Source organism: Ekhidna sp. (genome assembly GCF_039960695.1).
Classification (GTDB): Bacteria; Bacteroidota; Bacteroidia; order Cytophagales; family Cyclobacteriaceae; genus Ekhidna.
In genome coordinates this window covers 44,432-66,217 of record NZ_JBDVKP010000008.1, presented here as the reverse complement: position 1 = coordinate 66,217, position 21,786 = coordinate 44,432, and the positions used below count along the sequence as shown (strand labels likewise).

Annotated in this window: 23 protein-coding genes; 18 read left to right on the top strand and 5 right to left on the bottom strand. The window is 40.0% G+C overall.

Going from position 1 to position 21,786, the window contains the following annotated elements; genetic code table 11:
- Window positions 1–160 precede the first annotated feature (160 nt).
- The 8 genes from ABJG98_RS05390 to ABJG98_RS05355 all read left to right on the top strand — a co-directional run bounded on the left by ABJG98_RS05390 (window position 161) and on the right by ABJG98_RS05355 (window position 6,108).
- The gene (locus tag ABJG98_RS05390; protein ID WP_348278462.1) at window positions 161–664 is read left to right on the top strand and encodes a hypothetical protein; all 504 of its coding nucleotides are present in this window, start codon (window positions 161–163) and stop codon (window positions 662–664) included.
- A gap of 289 nt (window positions 665–953) precedes the next feature.
- Window positions 954–1,454, top strand: coding sequence for a hypothetical protein (locus tag ABJG98_RS05385; RefSeq protein WP_348278461.1), 501 nt, complete (start codon window positions 954–956; stop codon window positions 1,452–1,454).
- Window positions 1,455–1,693: 239 nt separating this feature from the next.
- The gene (locus ABJG98_RS05380; protein ID WP_348278460.1) at window positions 1,694–2,194 is read left to right on the top strand and encodes a hypothetical protein; all 501 of its coding nucleotides are present in this window, start codon (window positions 1,694–1,696) and stop codon (window positions 2,192–2,194) included.
- Between the two features lie 203 nt (window positions 2,195–2,397).
- Window positions 2,398–3,165, top strand: a complete 768-nt coding sequence (locus tag ABJG98_RS05375) for a hypothetical protein (RefSeq protein WP_348278459.1) — start codon at window positions 2,398–2,400, stop codon at window positions 3,163–3,165.
- Window positions 3,166–3,460: 295 nt separating this feature from the next.
- Window positions 3,461–4,207 (top strand): hypothetical protein, encoded by a 747-nt coding sequence (locus ABJG98_RS05370; protein WP_348278458.1) that lies wholly within the window; start codon window positions 3,461–3,463, stop codon window positions 4,205–4,207.
- Window positions 4,208–4,465: 258 nt separating this feature from the next.
- Window positions 4,466–5,272 carry a hypothetical protein gene (locus ABJG98_RS05365; protein WP_348278457.1) on the top strand — a complete coding sequence of 269 codons (807 nt, stop codon included), beginning with the start codon at window positions 4,466–4,468 and terminating at the stop codon, window positions 5,270–5,272.
- Window positions 5,273–5,471: 199 nt separating this feature from the next.
- Window positions 5,472–5,828: a type II toxin-antitoxin system RelE/ParE family toxin gene (locus ABJG98_RS05360; protein WP_348278456.1), complete on the top strand. Its 357-nt coding sequence runs from the start codon at window positions 5,472–5,474 to the stop codon at window positions 5,826–5,828.
- On the top strand, window positions 5,818–6,108 hold the full coding sequence (locus ABJG98_RS05355) for a helix-turn-helix transcriptional regulator (protein ID WP_348278455.1): 291 nt from the start codon (window positions 5,818–5,820) through the stop codon (window positions 6,106–6,108). Before ABJG98_RS05360 ends, ABJG98_RS05355 begins: the two co-directional genes overlap by 11 nt.
- A gap of 461 nt (window positions 6,109–6,569) precedes the next feature.
- On the opposite strand, the gene ABJG98_RS05350 is transcribed toward ABJG98_RS05355, so the two are convergent.
- Window positions 6,570–7,145, bottom strand: coding sequence for a hypothetical protein (locus ABJG98_RS05350; protein ID WP_348278454.1), 576 nt, complete (start codon window positions 7,143–7,145; stop codon window positions 6,570–6,572).
- 216 nt (window positions 7,146–7,361) lie between these two features.
- A complete protein-coding gene (locus ABJG98_RS05345) occupies window positions 7,362–7,865 on the bottom strand; it encodes a hypothetical protein (RefSeq protein WP_348278453.1) in 504 nt (167 codons plus the stop codon).
- A gap of 169 nt (window positions 7,866–8,034) precedes the next feature.
- On the opposite strand from ABJG98_RS05345, the gene ABJG98_RS05340 reads away from it, so the two are divergent.
- From ABJG98_RS05340 to ABJG98_RS05325, 4 genes are all read left to right on the top strand, one after another.
- Window positions 8,035–9,063 carry a histidine kinase gene (locus ABJG98_RS05340; protein ID WP_348278452.1) on the top strand — a complete coding sequence of 343 codons (1,029 nt, stop codon included), beginning with the start codon at window positions 8,035–8,037 and terminating at the stop codon, window positions 9,061–9,063.
- Complete coding sequence (locus tag ABJG98_RS05335) at window positions 9,060–9,818, top strand: LytTR family DNA-binding domain-containing protein (protein ID WP_348278451.1); 759 nt, start codon at window positions 9,060–9,062, stop codon at window positions 9,816–9,818. Before ABJG98_RS05340 ends, ABJG98_RS05335 begins: the two co-directional genes overlap by 4 nt.
- A gap of 101 nt (window positions 9,819–9,919) precedes the next feature.
- Window positions 9,920–10,975 carry a DUF2911 domain-containing protein gene (locus ABJG98_RS05330; RefSeq protein WP_348278450.1) on the top strand — a complete coding sequence of 352 codons (1,056 nt, stop codon included), beginning with the start codon at window positions 9,920–9,922 and terminating at the stop codon, window positions 10,973–10,975.
- Window position 10,976: 1 nt separating this feature from the next.
- A complete protein-coding gene (locus ABJG98_RS05325; protein WP_348278449.1) occupies window positions 10,977–11,642 on the top strand; it encodes a hypothetical protein in 666 nt (221 codons plus the stop codon).
- A 288-nt stretch (window positions 11,643–11,930) separates the two neighbouring features.
- Here the strand turns inward: ABJG98_RS05325 and ABJG98_RS05320 are convergent, their stop codons facing one another.
- The 3 genes from ABJG98_RS05320 to ABJG98_RS05310 form a co-directional block, all read right to left on the bottom strand.
- Window positions 11,931–12,146: a hypothetical protein gene (locus ABJG98_RS05320; RefSeq protein ID WP_348278448.1), complete on the bottom strand. Its 216-nt coding sequence runs from the start codon at window positions 12,144–12,146 to the stop codon at window positions 11,931–11,933.
- Window positions 12,147–12,390: 244 nt separating this feature from the next.
- The gene (hslV, locus tag ABJG98_RS05315) at window positions 12,391–12,930 is read right to left on the bottom strand and encodes an ATP-dependent protease subunit HslV (RefSeq protein WP_348278447.1); all 540 of its coding nucleotides are present in this window, start codon (window positions 12,928–12,930) and stop codon (window positions 12,391–12,393) included.
- A gap of 106 nt (window positions 12,931–13,036) precedes the next feature.
- On the bottom strand, window positions 13,037–14,674 hold the full coding sequence (locus ABJG98_RS05310; RefSeq protein WP_348278446.1) for a pyruvate dehydrogenase complex dihydrolipoamide acetyltransferase: 1,638 nt from the start codon (window positions 14,672–14,674) through the stop codon (window positions 13,037–13,039).
- Between the two features lie 112 nt (window positions 14,675–14,786).
- On the opposite strand from ABJG98_RS05310, the gene ABJG98_RS05305 reads away from it, so the two are divergent.
- From ABJG98_RS05305 to ABJG98_RS05280, 6 genes are all read left to right on the top strand, one after another.
- Window positions 14,787–15,470 carry an SOS response-associated peptidase gene (locus tag ABJG98_RS05305; protein ID WP_348278445.1) on the top strand — a complete coding sequence of 228 codons (684 nt, stop codon included), beginning with the start codon at window positions 14,787–14,789 and terminating at the stop codon, window positions 15,468–15,470.
- Window positions 15,470–16,591 carry a serine hydrolase gene (locus ABJG98_RS05300; protein WP_348278444.1) on the top strand — a complete coding sequence of 374 codons (1,122 nt, stop codon included), beginning with the start codon at window positions 15,470–15,472 and terminating at the stop codon, window positions 16,589–16,591. Before ABJG98_RS05305 ends, ABJG98_RS05300 begins: the two co-directional genes overlap by 1 nt.
- A 5-nt stretch (window positions 16,592–16,596) precedes the next feature.
- Entirely contained in the window at window positions 16,597–17,166 is a 570-nt protein-coding gene (locus tag ABJG98_RS05295) for an RNA polymerase sigma-70 factor (protein WP_348278443.1), read from the top strand.
- Between the two features lie 55 nt (window positions 17,167–17,221).
- Entirely contained in the window at window positions 17,222–18,106 is an 885-nt protein-coding gene (locus ABJG98_RS05290; RefSeq protein WP_348278442.1) for a FecR domain-containing protein, read from the top strand.
- A 93-nt stretch (window positions 18,107–18,199) separates the two neighbouring features.
- On the top strand, window positions 18,200–20,752 hold the full coding sequence (locus ABJG98_RS05285; protein ID WP_348278441.1) for a carboxypeptidase-like regulatory domain-containing protein: 2,553 nt from the start codon (window positions 18,200–18,202) through the stop codon (window positions 20,750–20,752).
- Complete coding sequence (locus ABJG98_RS05280; protein ID WP_348278440.1) at window positions 20,753–21,586, top strand: DUF4249 domain-containing protein; 834 nt, start codon at window positions 20,753–20,755, stop codon at window positions 21,584–21,586.
- The last annotated feature ends 200 nt before the right edge of the window (window positions 21,587–21,786 follow it).

Genomic DNA, 21,786 nt, shown 5'->3' with positions numbered 1-21,786 from the left:
TGTGCTTTCTACTTTTCTTAATTCATCTCAGAAAAATACTTGTGGAACGTGCTGTATCTGAACCGTTGTGAGTTGGAGCCTGAATCGCTACTTTAGTGCTATTAAGAAAGCTCGGGCCACACAGCATTTTACCTGAGCGTTAGCATTCACTTCTCACCAAATGGAAGAACCCAAAATCATTGAACTTGCCGTCGCTTTCTTGAGTGGCATTTTGATAACTCTTACAGGAGCTTTATTATCTCGATATTTCCAAAACCGAACTGATAAATCAAAGAAAAAAGAAGCAGCAAGATTTAAAGTTTATATGAATTTGCTAGAAATTCATTCCAACTATTTCTGGGTCTTCACGGCCGAACTCCATAACGAGGAAGTTCGGGCTGAAGTAAAACATAGACTGAATGAAGTGGCATGGAAAACTGCAGACTTACTTAGAGAAAACGATGGACTTGAATACCACGATGAAATTATGGATTTCCTCTTTAACGAAGGTATTACAACCGCACGTGAACGATATCAGCTAATCCAATCAATAACTGATAAACTTAGTAAGCTTGTTAATCCTAAATACACTCAAAAGATCAACAAAATAACTTCCGAGAATATGGATAGCATTGCTGAACGAGGAATTAAAAAGTCTAACGCGCCAGCATCACATAACTTATGACTAAGTATAAGGCCTGAACAACGCGAAATGCTAACAAAATGTATAAGGCATGTGCTTACGTGCTTTCTACGTACTTCACAGAACTTGACCGTTTCGTCTACCGCCGAGAAAATGACGTGCTTTCTACTTCCTCTGCTCGTGGGAGTTTTTATCTGTTTGGCGCAGTGTCCGTCTGATACTTTGAATGCACCCCCTTGCCGGACGCGGACAGATAAGCTACTTTTATCGATATTAATTAAGCTCGGGGGCCATGGCGCCAATATCTGAGCGTTACAGCCCATAACCCGCCATGAGTTCATTTCTCTTTGGATTAATAATTTTACTAACTGGAATTCTTGGACTTCTTGTAACGCTAACGTTCACAATAATTGCAATTTTCAAGCGGAACTCTAAGAGTTGGAAAAGATCAGGATATAGTTTACTTGCGTCAAGTGCTATCATAATCACACTAATTTTGATCCATGAAGTAATTCTCTTTCCTCCGAACCCGAAGACCGAACAACTATTAATATCTGCCTATCGAGAAGCTCCATTGGGTGGAATTTGGTTAGGCGTGTATGACGACCAAACTTGGCAACTCGGCTATTCATCTGTCGAGATAACTTCCGAGGGAACTTACCAACTTTCTGGAGATACATTAACCTTGATAGCCAGCGAGGGAACATCTGTAATTGGTGACTCTGAACGAACTTCCTTCATAATCAAGCCCAAGAACCTAGTTGAACTCAAGAACTCTGGGATAAGATCTCTTGAAATCCATTTAAACAAACTGGAAAAGAACGGGCTGTAACAGGCGCTATCGGTTATATGCCAAAGTGCTTTCTTGCTGGTTTCGGTGCAACTTGACCGTGAATCTGCCGCTGAGGAAAGTTCGGTTCTTTCTACCGACTGCAGCTCGCAGGAGTTTTTATCTTTCTAGACGCAGTGCCACTTTGAACCATTGTGAGCTTCGGCAGATTTCACTAGATTGTGCTCTTTACAAGCTGTGGGCATACAACCGATAGCTGAACGTTAGGCAGCATCTGTGCCATGAAAAAGATAACCGAAATATTAAAAGTGTCTCCTTGGGTAGCTCTTAGTGCTGTCATCGTGCTAATTGCTATTCCCTTTCTTATTTTTCTATTCCCATTCTTTTACATTCAGAATATCAGGTTTGAAAACTCATATAAAAACTACTTGGACGAGCTTGAAGGCAAGAGTTTTTTTTGCTACAACAACAGATTGAAAGGCAGAAGTTTTATTGAAGAACAGTTGATTCCGCAACTTCCTGACTATATAGAAGTAATTTTCTTAAATGGTATGATTCCTGAATCACAGTATGAAGAAAAGTACATTTCTCATGCACTTTACCAACTCAAAAATTATCAAAGGTTTCCCCAACTTCTAAAGATCAGAGGGGGTCAAACATATGATAAGTCTCTGAACAACGAACTTTTCAACACTATGGAGCAGAATAAGCCACTAGGCAATTTGTTAACCAAAATGTCTGAATTTTTCGAAGTGAATGGTGATGAAAAGGAAGCAGCCTAACAAACGCTAAAGTGTATATATCAAAGTGCTATCTACTTACTTCTGCTCGTGGGCGATTTTTATCAGGAATGGAGCAGTGCAAGTCTGATACTTTGAATGCACACCCTTGCCGGGCGCGGACAGATAAGCTATTTTTATCGCTATTAATTATGCTCGGAGGCCACAGCGCCATATCTGAGCGTTAGCGATAATTCTCTTCCTAGATGAAAGTTTCAATTTTCTTGATCGTCTTTCTTCTAACACTTGTTCCATACGATTATCCGAACAACCCAATCATTTCAAATAAACTAAGGGAACCACGAACTGACTCGACGCATTACTTTCCTCTTGAACTTTTCATTGATTCGATTGAATGGGCAGATCGGATTGATGTTAAAATTGATACATCCAAAGTTGAATGGTTTTCAGATGATTTATGGTTTTCAGATGAACCTGTCTTGTATAACTACTTTTTAGATCGAGAGATTTATAGACTAACCTGGCTGAGGTCCTTCCATCCAGCTATTATTCTTAGACTTGAAAGGAATAATGGAAACATTATTCTATTAGAGAAAAAAATGACTTTTATTGAACCTTGGAAGCCGGTCCCTGAACATAGACGGCAAAAACTTGATACCTCAATGGTTCAAAGTTCTGCACTAAAGCGGGCAATTCTTGATGGTAAAATCGGAACACCCATGGAATGGAACCCTGATAGCTCAGTTGTAGAAACCAATATACTTAAGGTCTCAAATAAAACTTGGCAAGAATTCCAAAGACTTCTCGAGGACAAGCGATTTGATAGGATGCCGACAACCAGAGCTTGGGGTTTTGGAACTGACGGGTCAGAATGGATTCTAGAGAAACACTTTGAAAATGAATACCATGTTGTAAACAGATGGTCACCAGATAACAATAGCTATTCTAACTTTAGAGAAATAGGCGATTTCTTGATCGATCTTAGCTCATACAAGAACGAAGAACGGTATTGAAAAACTTATCGCTAACAGTTGCTAGCACGCATGCGCCCAAGTGCTTTCTACAAGTTTCATCTGTTACTTCACCGCTCCGTTACCATGCCGGCAGGCAGATTGTAGTTGTTGGATTGCGCATCCCGGGTAGCTGCGCTATCTTAGTGCTTTCTGTCAGGCTCGGGGCGCACTCTTGCTAGCTTGGCATTATATACCATTTCAGATGAAACCAATCTATCTCCCCTTTCTCATATTACTTTCATTTAACTGCTTAGCACAAGACCAACCGGCTAACATCACTCTGAATCTCGAAGGAATGAGAGAAGTTGTTAAGGACAATGGATACAATGCCAAAGAGATAGATTATTACGATAAATCAGATAACCTTATTTACACAATTAGTTACGACAGTCAAGGCAACTTGGAAGATACCCCAATGGGAATTACGATTATTGAAAATAAATATGACAAGAGAGGAAACTTGACTAAGCAGAGCTACTTTGATCAAGATAAAAAGCCATTTCGAACTGAGTATGTAGGGCCAGCATCCGTAACCTACAAATACGATAAAAGAGGGAATAAGATTGAAACGGCATACCTTGACGAATTTGGCCAGCTACTAACGAACGGGCTTGCTATTGTCCAAGCAAAATTTGATTCTAAGGGAAACCTAACTAAAGAACGTGAACTAGATCATAACAAGGAACTTAGTGGTAAAGCCTGCATCTTCAAATACTTCTATGACGAAAATGGTAGGAGAATCAAGGAAGAAAAATATGACAATCAAGAAATTCTGGTAAAGGTTGAAGACGGCCACAACTATTCAATTGTAGAGTCAAAATATGACGATCAGGATAGAGTAATTGAACGCTCTTATCGTAACGAACAAGGTGAACTAATTGACGGAACTGCTCGAATTGTCTATGACTATTCCAAAAAACCAGAGACGAAATCTCCAGCTTTTATAACGGATCCAGATCCACAATGGGTAGAACAGATTTATTATGACAACAACGGAACGGAGATAAAGCGAGACTTTAGATATCTACCCAAGAAAAAGTGACGGTATATAACAAGCACTAGCGCGAATATGCCAAAGTGCTTTCTGCCAGTTTCAGCGCAACTAGCCCGCTTCACTGTCCATTCTGCTAGGTTAATTTCCCCTCTCTCCCTTTCGTCTTTCTGGATATAAACTTGCGGAACGCAGTGCTTCGTAGCTGCCTTTGTAGGTGTTGGGCAGTTTCACTAGTTTAGTGCTCTTTACAACTGGTGGGCATACTCTCGCTAGTTGGACGTTGGAGTCCATTGTCTCCCAGATCAAATGAAGAAACTTAACCTCTTATTTCTCCTAACCTTTCTTTTCGCCTGTGGAACAACAACTAAGAAGCAAGTAGCTGACAAACCAACTTCAACTACGAACATTGATTCTGCTAGATCAGATACTTCTACCACAGTGGAACCACAACCTGCTAAGCCAGAGACTAAAGCAGACATTATTCCTAAAAAATTGCTTGAGAACAGACAAACTGGAGGTTACGAACTAACTTTTTCAGAGCTGACTCAAGAACAAGCCGACTCACTCCAGAATAAGATCCTCTCGACTCCTATTCCTCTTTCAACACCTAACAACATAATAACAAAAACTGACTCCTGTTTTATAGTTCAACTTGCGAACACCAAACAAGACACGGTATGCAATTTTGATGACGGTGAGTATCACGAAACTTACATACTTAAAGGAGTTTGGGATGACGCTAACCAACTACTAGTGAACTTTGAGAATTGGGAGGAACAGCATGATTATCTCATTAACCTTAACGATGGTAGTCACTACATATTGGGACCTGAATATCGACTTTCTCCCAACCGAAAACTGATGCTTTCATTTGTTGATATGATTAGCTACCCGATCTACCCTAACGAGTTTATTCTATCTGAATTCAACCAAAACGGATTTAACGAGTATTTCAACATTGATTTCGGTGAACACACCGTAACGTCTGCCAACTGGCTGACGAAAGAACAACTTCTAATAACTGCTGGACAGATCAACTACGAAACATTCGAACTTGCTAACGAAACAACCTACTTGCTAAAACTGAATAAAACAGACTCCAACAAGCACTAGCGCGAATATACCTGTGTGTTTTCTACCAGTTTCAGTGCAAACAGAACCGCTTCACCACCCATTCTGCTACTTTCATTTCCCTCCCTCTTCTATACATACATGCCGCACATCCCCTCATGAATCTCCTTTCAGTCGATTTTATAGAAGCCGTTTCCCCAACACACTTGATGTAAAGTAACTTTTAAGTTACCTTTGTCGTATGAACAAGATCCGAGAGGTCATTGCTTACAAACACTATTTTGAGGAATTCCTTAGCAAGCTACCTGTAAAGGTTCAGGACAAGGTTTTCAAAATAATAGAAGCAATTGAAACACTCGAACGAGTTCCTAGTAACTATTTAAAACATTTGGCTGGAACTGATGGACTTTACGAAGCTAGAGTTAAACTGGGTTCGAATATATGGAGAGTGTTCTGCTTTTTTGACGAAGGAAGATTGGTGATTCTATTGAATGGATTTCAAAAGAAAACTCAGAAAACACCTAAGTCTGAAATTGAAAAAGCTTTGAGAATAATGGACGAATATTATCACGACAAAACGAACAAACATGGAAACTAAATCTTGGAAAACAATTAAAGATGACGTCTATGGAAAGAAAGGAACTCCAAGACGTGACCAACTTGAACGTGAAGCTGAAGGCTTAAAAGTTGGACTTTTATTACGTAAAGCACGAGAAGATAAACACTTGACCCAACAGCAACTTGGTGAGCTTGTTGACAAGAAGCGAACATACATTTCAAGGGTTGAGAACGACGGAAGCAACTTAACACTCAAGACACTATATGATATAGTTGAGAAGGGGCTTGGAGGTAAAGTAACAATCAGCATAGACGTATAAAACAGCACTGTAACAAACGACATAACGCATGGCCATACTTAGGAGTCTGATAAACATCCCGCTCATCAGTTGCCCTGCCTTTGTCGGCAGGCAGGTAAGAAACTGAAGTGCTGAAACCTATTGCTCGGGCTATTGCAACTGAGTTGCTTAATTAAAGTAATTTCGAAGAAATAATTATTCTATGACGCAAAAAGCGAAGGTCAAAAAAGGGTTTATCTACTTACAATTCTTCTCCGGAGTTTTGTTTTTAATAATAGCACTTTCATTTTATTCAAGCGGAAATTCCAATTTAGTTCCTGCTTTTACCAGCATCGGATTTGCATTGATCACAATTGGCTTTGCTATGTTCGTTTTTTACAAAAGAACTCCCAATTAGTGTAAGCCTCTCTCCAGCATCAGCTCCTGTCCTAACTGCAGGAACTACAAGATCTCCTTCAAACGATAGTTTCTTATCAGACTTTCTATCTCTTCTCGTTCAGTTGATTAATGGCTGTTTGCAACTCTCGCTTAAGCTTTACTTGCGTTTCTCTGGCTTTAGCTTTGTGCTCTTCATACGCTGAGTTGAGTTTGTCGTATTCCTTTTTCACGCGAGCAGTCACCCGGTTGGTGCGCATGTACATCAGGTAGGAGATCACACCCAATACGGCTAACACAATGATGATAAGCCAAACCATGAAATGATACCCAACCTTGGAAAACGAAATGCCCATGAAATAGATGGAGTCGTTCATATTCAGACTTTCATCTAACCGCGACTGAAGATCAGAAACATTGGCATTCAACATCACAATAGTCGCTTGCCGATCCACAATCTGGGTTCGTTGATCACTGATTGTTCGTATATTCTGATTCAATGAATCTTTTACCTCGCGCCAAAATCCATTCAGTTTCGTTCTTGGGATTACCTTATACTGTTCATACGTTTCGGTGCTTTCCAGCAGGTCGTCATACTTTTCTTGCAGCGATTCCTGTCCAGCAGATTGAATTGCCAATGCACAAACAAATATCAGAATCAAACTAACTTTTAGAGATTTCATTTTCGGTTTAGGTTCTAAAATAAAGGATACATTCAAATCGAGACGCGAAGTAAATTCTTTTCCTTAAAAGAGCCCAAAAGAATCGAAAAAATAGGTTTTTTCATTTCACGCTTCATGAAATAAGTAACGAGAATGTAGAACATAAATTACCTCTGAGACCGAAAGAAAAAATGCCTGTTAATTCGGCATTCTTACTCATTGATATTTAATTGTTGACTACTCAGTTTCCGTGTATGCGCTTGCTACAATCGTTCGTGGGAACTCATATGCTTTTCCTCCAAAACATAAATGTGAACAGCCAATCATGAATTTCTTTCCTGCACCAATGACATACTTGCGTGGGATGTACCCCTGATCGCCTTCGAGATCATAATCCCCGCGTATAATCGCAGTAATTGAGCGATCTGAAGTGTTGGTAAGTGCCAAACGATTACCACATTCTCCCTCACCACAAGGCTCCCCGTTGGTAATGATCAAGAATTCTGTAAGCTCATTGGGCATCTCCTCCCCATGCCACTCAATCCGTTCGCCCTCATCATCATATACCATGGCTACCACATCCTGATAGGTCAACTCGTCAATCTCCCCTGACGTAGCTTCGGGTTGTTCTGCCGCTTGTTCTTTCGTTTGTTCTTCCTCATCTGTCTTGGCTGTTTGACTACAGGATATCACCATGATTCCGGTCAATAGCATGATTAAAAAAAGGGTTGATTTTTTCATTTTAGTAGTTGTCGGTTGGTTGTAAAATTATGATGATTACCATCACTAAATTATCCATTGATCACATAATAAAAGCATAAAACCATCAAACACGTAATTTTAACTTAGAATAAATCCACTATTCAATAGTTAAATGAATATTAGCAGCTTTAGAACAAAACATGCGTTTATGCTTGCCTTAGTAGTAAGCAGTCTGCTTGTTCTACGCCTATACATCGATTATCTCATCAATGATTATGGATACGACTTTAGCTGGTTTGCGGTTGCTACCCGGATCAGTATAAACTACGTGTTATGGGCAATTTTATTTAGGGTATTACTCAAAGTAGCTACCTATTTTCAGAATCAACCAACAACCTTTAAATCAACTATTTCTCACCTATTGCTAAGCATTTTAGTTGCTGGCTTCCATCGACTGCTTGCGGTGCGTTTGTATGACTTTGCTTATTATGCATATTCCGGTTTCTTGCGTGGATTTTTTACGCCTGGAAACAAGGTAGCCCTTGGAGCCGGGCTACTTTCCAGCTTTCTGGAGTACTGGATCATCATGATGCTTATCATGGGCATCTCCTACTACACCCGCTACGCGTTACAACAGAAGGAGTTGAACGCCGCAAAGTTGAATGCCTTGCAAATGCAGCTGCATCCTCACTTTTTATTCAATACGCTTAATTCCATCACCTCACTGATTGATATTGACCCTAAGAAGGCACAGAAGATGCTCACCCAGCTAGGCTTCCTCATGCGAGAAATCCTTGAACAGGATAAAAAGCATCTCATCCCTTTGGAAAGCGAAATGGAATATGTGAAAGCGTACTTAGAAATCGAACATATACGCTTCCAGGATAGACTTGCACTTGACTTTTCCATTGATGAAAATGTTTCCCATGCTCAGGTACCCGCTTTGCTTCTCCAACCAATCATTGAGAATGCCATTAAGCACGGCATTTCAAAACGCCCTAATGGTGGCGAAATATCTGTATATGCGTCACGCACTAATGGTTCCAAAGTAACCATTGAGATCGCTAATGATTATATGGAGGCCAATGGCGATCAAAAATTGGAAGGTTATGGGATAGGCACCTCAAATGTTTCAAAAAGGCTAAAGCAGATGTATGGAGATGAGCAAACATTTAATCAGCGTCAGGAAGGCGCCAAGTATATTACAAAAATCACTTTCCCTTTTCAGCAGTCATGATAAGAGCCATTATAGTCGATGATGAATATCTGGCCCGTCAACGGGTAATAAAATTATTAGATACACACCCTGAAATAAAAGTAATTGCTGAAGCAAAGAATGGTGAATTGGCCGTAGAGGTCATTGACCTCAAAGAACCTGACTTGGTTTTTCTAGACGTACAGATGCCTGATTTTGACGGATTTGAGGTCCTGAAGCGCATGAAGCCTAAGCAACTTCCCTACATCGTTTTTACGACAGCCTATGATAGCTATGCTATCCAGGCATTTGACATCCACGCACTTGACTATCTACTCAAACCTATCGACGAAGATAGATTCAACGCATCCGTTCAAAAGCTCTTGAAGCATTTTGAAGTACAAAAGACTTCAGAGTTCAATCAGAAGCTCATGAAAATGGTCAAAGATTTTGAAAGACCGCAAGATGATTTCTTGAATCAAATTACAATAGCAGATAGAGGCTGGGAACTGCAGGTGGAGTTGGATGAAGTCCTGTACATTGAAGCCAATGGAAATTATGTTAACCTTCAAACTCCAGATAAAACACATCTCTATCGCTCTACCATGAATACAATTTCTGATCTACTCGATCCGGAAGATTTCCTGCGCATACACAGATCCATTATTGTGAATAGACGATATATTAAAAAGTGCTCATACATCAGCAATAACGAATATGAGTTTACTATGAAGAATGGAAAGGTTTTGCAATCAGGTCGTTCTTATCGGCAAGAAATCATGCAATATTTAGGATAAATTCAACGGTTTATCACATCGTTAACACTTGATCATAAACATTCATTGCGTGGTTCTACTCCTCCGTAATCTTATTTCAAAAGATTAAAACAATGAAAGTCATGAACTACAACTCAAACAAGGCAATTACCATTTTGGCATTGATGATAATGTCATCAATGGTATTTGCACAAAACATTACCTTGCCTAGACCTAGCCAGTATGCTGAAATATCGCAGCGGGTAGGCATCTCAGATGTAACTATTACCTATCACAGTCCTGGTGCCAACGATCGGCAAATCTGGGGTGGTGTGGTGCCATTTGGAGCTATATGGCGAGCAGGCGCGAATGAAAACACAACCATTACATTTTCTCACGACGCTAAAATAGAAGGACAGCCGATTGCTGCTGGCACGTATGGTCTTTTCATGTTTGTTAAAGACAAAGAAAACATTCGTATCATACTTTCAAAGTATGCTAAATCCTGGGGAACAAACTATCCTGCTGAGTCTGAAGCAGTATTGATGGCGGAAGTGAAGACCAATGAAATCTCCATGCAGGATTGGCTGAGTTATGATTTTATAAATAGGTCAGGGGATGAAGTAACTGCAGTTCTCCGCTGGGCAGAACTGGAGATTCCGTTTAATATCTCCTTTGATGTCGATGCTATAGTTATTGATAATGCCCGAGCAGAGCTGAAAGGACCGGCTGGTTTTTCCTGGAGAGGCTACATGCAGGCTGCAAACTTCTGCTTACAAAACGATACCAATCACGAAGAAGCAATGGCATGGATTGATCAATCCATTGCTATGAGTAGCGGCTTTTCAAACCTTCAGGTAAAGGCAGGATTGTTAGCTAATAAGGGAGAAGTAGAAGAAGCTAAAAAAGTTATGGATCAGGCACTGCCAACGGCGAATGCTTTTCAGCTCAACCAATATGGCTATCAGCTGCTTACTGGTGGTGATACCAAAAAAGCCATTGAAGTATTCTCTATGAATGTGGAGAAGAACGCTGATCACCAGTTTATCTGGGGCTTTACGGACAGCTTAGGAGAAGCCTATCTGAAAGATGGAAACAAGAAACTCGCCTTGAAATACTATCGAGAAGCTCGGAAGCTTGCTCCAGAAAACCAGTACGCCTATTTGGATGGCGTGATAGAAGGCATTGAAGGAAAATAACATGAGTAGGTTTTTAGTAATTATGTTATTTGGTCTGAGCTGCAGTTGTGCGGCTCAGACTTCAAAGCGGGAATTTAAATCTTTCGATTATCAGGGAAAGAAGATCAGTTACGCAATTCAACTACCTGAAAATTTTAACCCAAAACAGACTTATCCTGTGGCTGTTGGTCCATCCGAAGCTGCTTCCAGAGATGATCAGTCTTACTACTGGCGAGATGTCAAGGATACGCAAGGGTGGATACTTCTTGACTTTCCCATCTATACTGGCAATAAAGCAGAGGTATCTGCCTTTTTGGACCACATCAATAGCAACTATCAGGTCGAGGGTGATAAATTTCATACCATCTGCTTCAGTGCAAACAGTTCCGGTATCTTCAGTTTGGTAATGAGTATGTCTGAATACTTCCACTCCATCACTGGAATGGCAGGAAATCCTGGATCACGGAATTCAGATCAGTTGGTCAAGCTCAAGGGTGTAAAGGTCCGGTTTGTCGTTGGAGATAAGGATTCATATTGGATGAACGCAGCAAAAGACAGGCATGCAAAGTTGCTTGAAGCGGGTGTTGAGAGTCAAATAGAGATTATAAAAGACGGAAAACACGTACTTACTGACTTGATCGGCACAGGGGTGTTAACTAGGATGAATAAATTGAGAAATACAAAATAAGTCATAGAGAGGAAACCCAGCTAACAAAAAACAGCAGCTTTGACGCAATGCCTGTTTCGCATTAGCAAATTATCCTATCCACTTCATCACTGATTTGCAATCTTGGTCTTTCACTATTTCGAGATTCACATTTGTTATATAAAGCAATTAGTAAGAGGGATATGATAAGTGTTTTAATAATGATTCTAGTATTCTTATCTAGCTTGGAAAATGGGCGTTGCCTAGGCCACTTCATATTTAACTGTAACAATTAGAATATTCTATCTCTTTGGGTTTTGCTACAACACATTATGATCCCTTATTTTGAAATGATTTTACATAACTATCATAGTCTGATTGTTGCATAGGATTAAACTTAATTTTTTGATACATGTAGTTTGTTGAATCTAATTGCTGATAGTAGAGCTCATTTTTGTAATAGACAACATTCCTTCCAACGACTAATGCCTTTGATGTACATGACGATAATGCAATCAGAAATAAAAGTAGGATCTTAATTTTCATAAAATATTTAATTACGAAAAGGAGCCTCTGATTGGATTTCAGTTTTCCATCTAAGTGATAACTTAAGAAGAAGTTGATGTTAATAGGAAAAATGCCAGTGAGGTGAGTGCACTGGTATGAAGATGTCAATGAGGGGTACGATTAATGGGAATTTAAAAAATTCACCATCGGATCTTAAGATCAGGAAGGAAACGTAGCTAGCAAAAACAGCAGCTTTGATGCAACGATAGTAGCTAAATAGCTATCATTCCACTACTTCAACAACTAAATTATGATTGGTATAAATACAGATATCTGCCGCTATCGTCAGACCTTCTCGCACCATTTCTTCTGCAGTCAGGTTTGGTGCATGTTTCTTTAATGCCAAAGCTGCAGAACGTGCATACATGCTTCCAGAACCAATGGAAGCAATATCACTATCGGGCTCTAATACATCCCCTGTTCCAGAAACGACCAAGACTTCATTCTTGTCAGCCACAATCATCATTGCTTCGAGCTTTCGGAGATATCTATCCGTTCTCCAGTCTTTAGCAAGCTCTACAGCAGCTCTCTTCAAGTTTCCAGAATAGCTACTTAATTTTTCATCGAACCGATCCAGCAAGGTGAAAGCATCCGCAGTGGAGCCAGCAAAACCCGTCACTATTTTGCCATCTCCCAATTTTCGGATTTTCTTCACATTGGATTTGGCGACTGTATTGCCAAGCGTTGCCTGACCGTCAGCACCAATTGCCACTTTACCATTGTGCTTTATTGCAAGGACGGTTGTAGATCTTATTTTTTCCATTAGGTATGCTAAAAATTGTAGTAGTGGATGCTCAAATCATTTCGGCATCCAGGTGAATCTAACCAATAGCGCCTGAAACAAGTTCAGCATGACTAATAAGTCAGATTTAGATCAGAATTCTAACCGGGTCTTCCAGAAGGTCTTTAAATGTTTTAAGGAATGCAGACCCTACGGCTCCATCCACAGCTCGGTGATCGCACGAAAGCGTTACCTTCATCACATTACCTGCATACATCTCACCGTCTTTTACCACCACGGTCTCTTTTATTCCACCAACAGCCATAATACATGCGTCTGGTGGATTGATAATAGCAGTAAATTCTTCTATTCCAAACATTCCAAGGTTAGAAATAGTAAATGTATTTCCTGAAAATTCTTCGGGCTGTAATTTCTTGTCTTTAGCTTTTTGAGCCAGCTCTCTTACCTCAGCTGAGATATGCGACAATGATTTGTTATCCGCAAATTTTACCACAGGCACAATCAATCCATCTGGAATGGCAACAGCAATACCCATATGGATATGCGAATGTTTCACCATATGATCTCCCATCCAGCTTACATTCACATTAGGATGCTGACGCAAGGAGGCTGCAGCAGCTTTTACTACCATATCATTGAAGCTGATCTTTACAGGAGCTACTTCATTCATGGACTTTCGAGCCTCAATGGCTTTATCCATATTGATCTCCATTGTCAGATAGAAGTGAGGTGCCGCAAACTTGCTGTCGCTCAAACGTTTCGCAATCACTTTGCGCATTTGCGAAAGCTCCATCTTTTCAGATATCTCCTCTCCTACTACTTGCGGAATATTAATTGCTGGCTGATCGCCTGATGCAGATGCTTCCTGCTTAGGTTGAGATGAAGGTGTGAAGTCTTCTACGTCCTTCTTAACGATTCTTCCGTCCGTACCCGAACCACTCACTTGAGAAATATCTATTCCTTTTTCTGACGCTATCTTTTTAGCCAGCGGTGACGCTTTAATTCTTCCATTGCTTGAAGATGGAGGCGTACTTGATTGTGGAGTCGCTGTTGGTGTAGCAGACGAAGCACTTTGTGGAGCCTCCACTTTCACTTCTTTCACTTCTTCTTTAGTATCCTCTCCGCCTTGTTTTTCTGCTTTTAATAAAGTCTCATAGTCGGCCCCTTGTTCACCAATGATGGCGATCACACCATCGACGGAAACACCACTTCCTGCTTCAACTGCAGTATATAAAAGTGTACCATCTTCATAGGCTTCTAGCTCCATAGTCGCCTTATCTGTCTCTACTTCCGCTAGAATGTCACCAGCCTCTACTTTATCACCCTTTTTCTTTAGCCACGACGCAATGACCCCCTCTTCCATCGTATCGCTCATTTTGGGCATACGAATGATAGTGGCATTGATATTACTTGTGTCGATCTCTTCACCAGAGCTTTTTTTAGATTCCTTTTCTTTCATCTCGGTTGGCTCACTCACTGAAGATTGGCCATTGCCGGCTTCCTCCAGCAGATGCTTAAAATCTTCTCCTTTTTCTCCGATCACGGCCAATATGCCATCTACAGGAACTGACTCTTTTTCTTTCACACCTATATGCAGGAGGATTCCATCCTGATATGACTCCAATTCCATTGTAGCCTTATCAGTTTCTACTTCCGCTAAAACATCACCAGAGCTTACCTCATCACCCTCTTTTTTCAACCATGAGGCAATTACACCTTCTTCCATGGTATCACTCATTTTGGGCATTCTTATTACTTCCGCCATTTAGATCGTCTTTAATTCTATGTCAAAATTAACCCATCCATTAAAATAAAAATTTGGTTTTGGAACAAAATGAAAATTGAGGAACCCATGTTCTCGTATTAAATTGCCAAAAATGCTGGATCGATACACCATAACACTAAAACCAGATGAGCTTGCGCTTGTTTTAGGTGCTGAAGTGCCCGACACTTATGAACCCCAATTCAACGCGGCTCCAACAAAGATTCTACCGCTAATAACTAGCGTAAATACAGAAAAGATTTCGTTCTTCAATTGGGGTTTGATGGCTATGTGGTCTAATAACAAAGCCATGAGTCCAAAATTTTTCAATCTGCCAATGGACTCAGTAATGAATAAACCTAGTTATAGGAAGAAGCTAGCAACCCACCGCTGCGTGATTCCCATGGATGGGTTTTATCTCTGGAAACAGGTGGCCAAAAAACAGCAAGTACCTCATTATTTTTTCTACCCAGACAAAAAAGTATTTTCTGTGGCAGGTCTGTGGGAAGAAAACGATGAAGGAACCCATTCTTTTATAATGATCACACGGCCAGCAAATGAGCAGATTATTGATTTCCAAGATGATATGCCTGCAATCATGGATACTTCTTCGACTCGGAGATGGCTGGAATCTGAAGATGAGGATGAGCTGAGCGAATTACTCAGTAAAGAGCATAAAGAGGAATTTTTAACACATACTGTTACTCCAAAAATCAGGGATATTGAAGGCAATGATGTTTCATTCATGAAACCTGCTCCAGCTTCGGATCAGCATGGAAACTATACGTTATTTACCTGATGCGCCAACAATTGTTTTTCCTAACACTTATCATTCTTACCTCATGCTACATTGCCGATGATGTTGCACCAGATCAAGAAATATGGGAATATGCGCAACCCGATGACGAAAGGTTATCAAGCCAGGCCCTTTTAGATTTGAATGAACTTATAAAAGCCAACCAGTTTCTTGAAATCAATGGACTTATCATTATTCGCAACGATAAACTTGTATTCGAAAATTATTATAATCGCACAACTCCGTCTCAAGGAGTGGTTTTAAGGGAAACCACACTTAAAAACAGGTCACTGATTACGAATATTGGAAGTGCAGGTCTCAGCTTTGCTTTAGCAGCTATTGGTGTCGCAGATGACAAAAGGCTTCTCTCCATAGATGATCCAATCGCAGACTATCTCCCAGCATACGCAGACATTTTCACTAACGATCCCGACAAGGAAGCAATTACTATTGCCCATTTATTAGTTCACAGAGCTGGTTTTTCCTGGAACGAAGGTATACAGCCGTTTAGTCCGGAAAATGACCTCAATCAAATGAAACTTACCAGCGATTGGATCAGATTCATTCTTGAAAAACCCATGGAAGCTCCTGCAGGTCTTCGTTATAATTTCAATACAGGAGCTGGAGTATTACTCACTGAAATTATAGAAAATGCCTCAGGACAAGATTTCGAAACCTTCCTAATCGAAAATGTGCTCGATCCGCTTACCATTAACACTTTTGAAATCGATGTGGATCCATCCGGCAACTTCAACAGTGGTGATGGAGTTGCTATCTCATTGCTGGACTGGACTAAACTTGGATACCTCTTTATTAATAATGGAACCTGGGAAGGTAGAAGAATCATCGACCCTAATTTTATCGCTGATGCTACATCTATCCAGTATGCAATCTCCGAATCACTGAATACTGGATACATCTGGCAATTGTTTGGAGATGATTTTTTAGGAATTTTTGGAGTAGATCACGATGAAATTTATTACATCAGTGGGGGAATTGGGCAACAGATTTATGTAATTCCGTCAGAAAACCTGATTGTTTCTATCTTCGCGGAGAACTACTTTTTTGGATTAGTAAATCCATCATTAAACTTGTTCTCTGAAATTACCAATACGCTTCAATAATCCGCATGAGTACCGACAATGACCTTTTGCTTTTCCAACAAGTGAAGAGTAATGACTTTACTTCGTATGAGGTCATTTTCAAGAGGTATTATAAAGAATTGTATCGCTTTGCATTCACTTACGTCCGTGATTCAACAATTGCTGAAGAAATGGCGCAAGAGGTGTTTCTTTATATCTGGGAAAAGCGAAGCAACATCGAAATTCAAACCACACTCAAGACTTACCTCTACTCTGCTGTTAAAAACAAGTGCCTGAATTACATCAAACTGGAACTCCCCAAGCAGCAATCAATGGCTGATGTGAGCGAAGTAATGCTCAGCGTGAGTATGCCAAAAAAGGATGAAGGTGAAAATGAGAAGCTGAAGAAATACATTCAATCTGCGGTGGATGCCCTTCCTAAGAAATGTCGAAAGATTTTTATGCTCAGCAGGCATGCAGGCATGACATATGAAGAGATTGCTGAGGAACTTGATCTTTCAAAGAAAACAGTAGAAAATCAAATGGGAATTGCCCTGAAAAAATTGAGGGAATCTCTCGAACATGTGTACAAACACTATAAAGAGCATATGAATTAAAAAAAGTGAAAAATTATTAGGGGTTGTCCCTAATATGATTGACTGATAAATAAGTATGGCGAAAGACCTGGAAGTATATAACCACCTCAACTACCAAGAGCAGCCTTCTGAAAAGGAGGACGGGTTTGTTGAGTTCCTATTTCAGCATACAGAAATGGATGCACCAGAAATAGATGAAAGCAAAGCCTGGGATAAGTTGAATCAGAAGGTTCACAACCCTAACAAAGGTTTTATGTGGATGAAAATTGCCGCGGCGGTTACTATTCTGGCTATACTTTCCATCTCAATCTTCCTTTATAATCCAACCCCATCACAGCTACACATTGCTTCTACTGATCAAAAGGTGAGCGTGTCCTTTCCTGATGGATCTATTGGAATTCTAAATGCAAATTCTTCATTCACATATCCTGAAGAGTTCGGTGATACTCGAAATGTTTCTTTCAAAGGAGAAGCATATTTCGATATTCAGAAAAGTGAAAAACCCTTCATCATTGATGTAAACGGCGTGGATGTAAAAGTATTGGGCACTGCATTTAACCTCATCACCTCAGAAAATGAAGTGAAACTTTACGTGGATAGAGGCTTGGTAGCTTTCGAAAAAGAAGGAGAACAAACACAGGTGCCTGCCGGGAATGAAGCCATTTTTAATAGAAAAACATCAGCCGTTAGGTTCAGTGAAATTCCTTCAGAAAACATTATGAGCTGGAGAAATGGTGTATTTAACTTCGACAAAACTCCTTTAAGCAAAGCCCTCGAAGAGCTTGGCGAATATTACAATGTTGAATTCGAACTTTCCAATGAAAAGCTTCAGAGCTGTAGACTATCCATGTCATTCAATAAAGAACCATTGAATAAGGTTTTGGAAACGATTAGTACTGCATTAAGGTTGAAAACCACTCGTAAAAACGATACTGTAAAAATTTCAGGTCAAGGCTGTTAAATACAGCCTGTTCCTTTCATTACTTTTGCAGGTGTGTTTATCACCTGTACTTCCAAATCACGTACTCTTTTCTGCATCACACTTCTGTGTTGGATGAGCGTATTGAGTGCTCAGCAGAATCCTTTTAATCAGAAATTAAACTTTTGGGGAGACATTGCATTATTTGATGCTCTTGACTCATTGAGAACACAATTTAATGTGGCTTACAGCGCTGATAAACTCACCAATCAAACGCTGGATATTGATAAAGGAATGACTGTAAAGGAATTCTTCGACATGATTAGGGAGAAGATAATCGCTGACGTTACTTACTCCGGAAATCAGATAGTTTTATCGCCACATATCCCAAAAACATATACGGTACACGGAGTATTGAAAAATGCCGAGTCTGGAGAGCATATAATCGGGGCTACTGTGCAGGTTTTAGGCACTAAACTGGGAACAACTACCAATGGATACGGATATTATACCATTACATTAAAAGAAGGGTCATACAACCTACAGTTTTCTCACCTTGGTTATCGATTAAAAAAATCAGAAGTATCACTCTATAGAACCACATATCTGGAAATATCCATTTTGCCTAAAATCACTCAACTGGAAGAGGTGGAAGTGTCTTCTATATCAGATGATGTCAACCTTTCTGAAACGATCCCTTCGATCAATCGAATATCGATTTCCGGAGCAGACGGACAAATTCCTTACTTTCTGGGTGAAGTAGATGTGATTCAAAATGCACTTCTTAAACCCGGAATACGAGCGATCGGCGAAGATGCCAGTGGTATCCATGTTCGTGGTGGAGGTGTAGATCAAAATCTTACTCTTCTTGACGAAGCCACCATATATAATCCGAATCATCTCTATGGCTTCATCTCTGTATTTAATCCAGAAGCTGTAAATAATGTACGAATTATGAAAGGGTATATTCCTCCATCCTACGGTGGGCGTACATCTTCTGTGATGGAGGTGAGGCAAAAAGAAGGAAATGCGAATAAAACCAGTTTTTCTGGGGGAATCGGAGTTGTGTCCGCAAGAGCTTTATTGGAAGGTCCAATTCATGAAGGGAAGAGTTCATATTTGATATCTGGCAGGCAGAGCTTACTCAATCTTTCTATCGATGATTTTGCAAGTACTTCAGTGCAGCGAAATAGGATTCGATTCCAAGATTTAAACTTGAAACTGAATTTTAAATACAGCCAGGCCAGTACCTACTACTTGTCGGGATACATTGGCAATGATCGAAATATTGCGGGGCTCAATTCAACCAGAAATTGGGGCAACAGAATGTTGAATTTCAGGTGGAATTATCTTTTTACACCGAGGCTTTTTTCTAACATTTCCGCTTTCGTATCAGAATACAATTATCGGATTGAAAGTACGGAGGAACCAGGTGCATTTGTGGGCAAATCAAAAATTGCTGATTACAGCATCCGAATCAATCTCACGTATGTCTTGAATCCAAACAATGAGATTTCGTTTGGTCTTGGCACCGTTTATCATAGGCTTCTTCCGGGATCTCGTGAACCATTAGATCTTAATGCGAGTACCAATAGTATTGAGTTAGAGAGGGAACAAGGCCTGGAATCGGCTTTTCATATAGGGCAGGAAACTAGAAAAGATAATTTTACTTTCAATTACGGATTGAGAGTAAGTAGTCTCCATTCGCTGGGCTCTGGTACCGTCTTTGATTACCGAAAAGGAGTGCCATTTGCAGACTCCACCATTATAGATACATTGAACTTCGACAAGCTGGAATTGATGGACAAGACATTTAATTTTGAACCTCGAATATCCGTCAATTGGAGAGTAAATGAAAAATCGTCTATCAAAGCGTCCTTTTCACGAACAGCACAGTATCTGCATTTAATTTCCAATACTATTTCTCCTGCTCCAACAGATATTTGGAAGCTCAGTGACACATACATTCCGCCATCAACAACCAATCAATACACGCTTGGTTTTTATAAAAACTTAAAAGACAATACATGGGAGTTGTCTTCAGAAATATATTTTAAGGACATCAGTGACAATATTCAATATAAGAATGGGGCAGATCTGGATTTCAATGAAAACATTGAAACAGAGTTGATTTTTTCTCAGGCTAGAGCGTATGGATTAGAGCTATACGCTCGTAAAAAGTACGGCCGGCTGAAAGGCTGGATTAGCTATACGCTTTCTCGGGCAGAAAGTCAGATTCCTGAAAACGAAGGTGAACGTTTCGTCCTTGAAAATCATGACAAAACACATGATTTTTCTACCTCCTGGAGCATGGAGCTGTCTCCTCGTTGGAGTGCATCCGCCAACTTTGTTTTCAATACCGGCATTCCTGTTACGCTTCCTACAGACAAATATGTCTTTGAAGGAAATCTAGTCCCGCATTTTCAATTTAGAAACAATGCGAGGCTGCCCAATTATCACAGGCTTGATCTCTCGGTAAGATGGGATGGGAAAAGATTCAAGAAAAATGGTTCAGCAAGAAAAAATAGAGATTATTGGATCTTGACAGTCTACAATGTGTATGCACGCCAAAATGCATACTCCTACTTCTATCGTGAGTCTCCGATTGATCCTGGAACTGCGCAGGTGGTTAAATACTCAATTCTTGGTACGATTATTCCTGCAATAACATACAATTTTAAATTCTAGATGAAAGGATTGATTTACATATTGCTGGTAATAATAATAATGTCTTGCGAAGAGGTGGTAATAGTAGAATTACCTGCATCTCAGAATCTGGTTGTTGTGCAAGGGTGGCTCACGGATTCATTAGGCAATCAATCCATTCGACTCACCCGCTCAAACGGATTTTCTGAAGATACACAGGTAGTTCCCATTGAAACCGCACAAGTTATTGTTCAATCACGATTCGGTGAGGTTTTCAACTATATCTACAACTCAGACGGGTTTTACATTGCAGATACACCTTATAAAGGCACGAGTGGGACCGAATATCGGGTGAGAATCGTTTTGGATACTATAGAAATTCGTTCTGAATGGGACGAAATGCCCAAAGCCATATCAATCGGGGACTTACAAGTGGATTCATTCGAAGAAAACGATCCTAACAATTCAGATCAGCAGATTACCATATTTTATCCTAAAATAACGACAACAGACCCTGTCAATCAAAAGAATTATTATCGATGGGTCTTCTTTAAAAATGGTGAGACATATACTGAACCTGAACCAATAACTATCCAAAACGATCGCCTTTTTGATGGAAATCTCATTCCTAATAATTTTCAAATATTCGGTTATGATTCAGGTGAGGAAATGACCGTACAATTACAGTCTATTTCAGCAGCTTCCCACGCCTACCTGTCTCTTTTAAAATCTCAAATCACAACGCTAGGAACAACCAGTGGTACCACCCCAGCTATAGTTACAGGAAATCTATTTTATGTTGATGATGACTCTCAACTGGTATTGGGATATTTTGGTGCCATTTCCAGCAGCGCTGAAACTGTGAATGTTCCTTAAATCATCAAAGAATTTGGGTAGTTATTAACTAGATTGGCTTGGTTGCATGAGGTAGAGAAAGTAGATTCTTTAATATCCAAAGTCTGAAATTAATTCATACCTTTTTTTATGCTTAAAAATATAAAGGGGATAAAAAGCAAACGGAGCGCCCTCACCAAAGCAACTCCGTTCTAATTCAACCAGCTATGGATTGTCTTTGA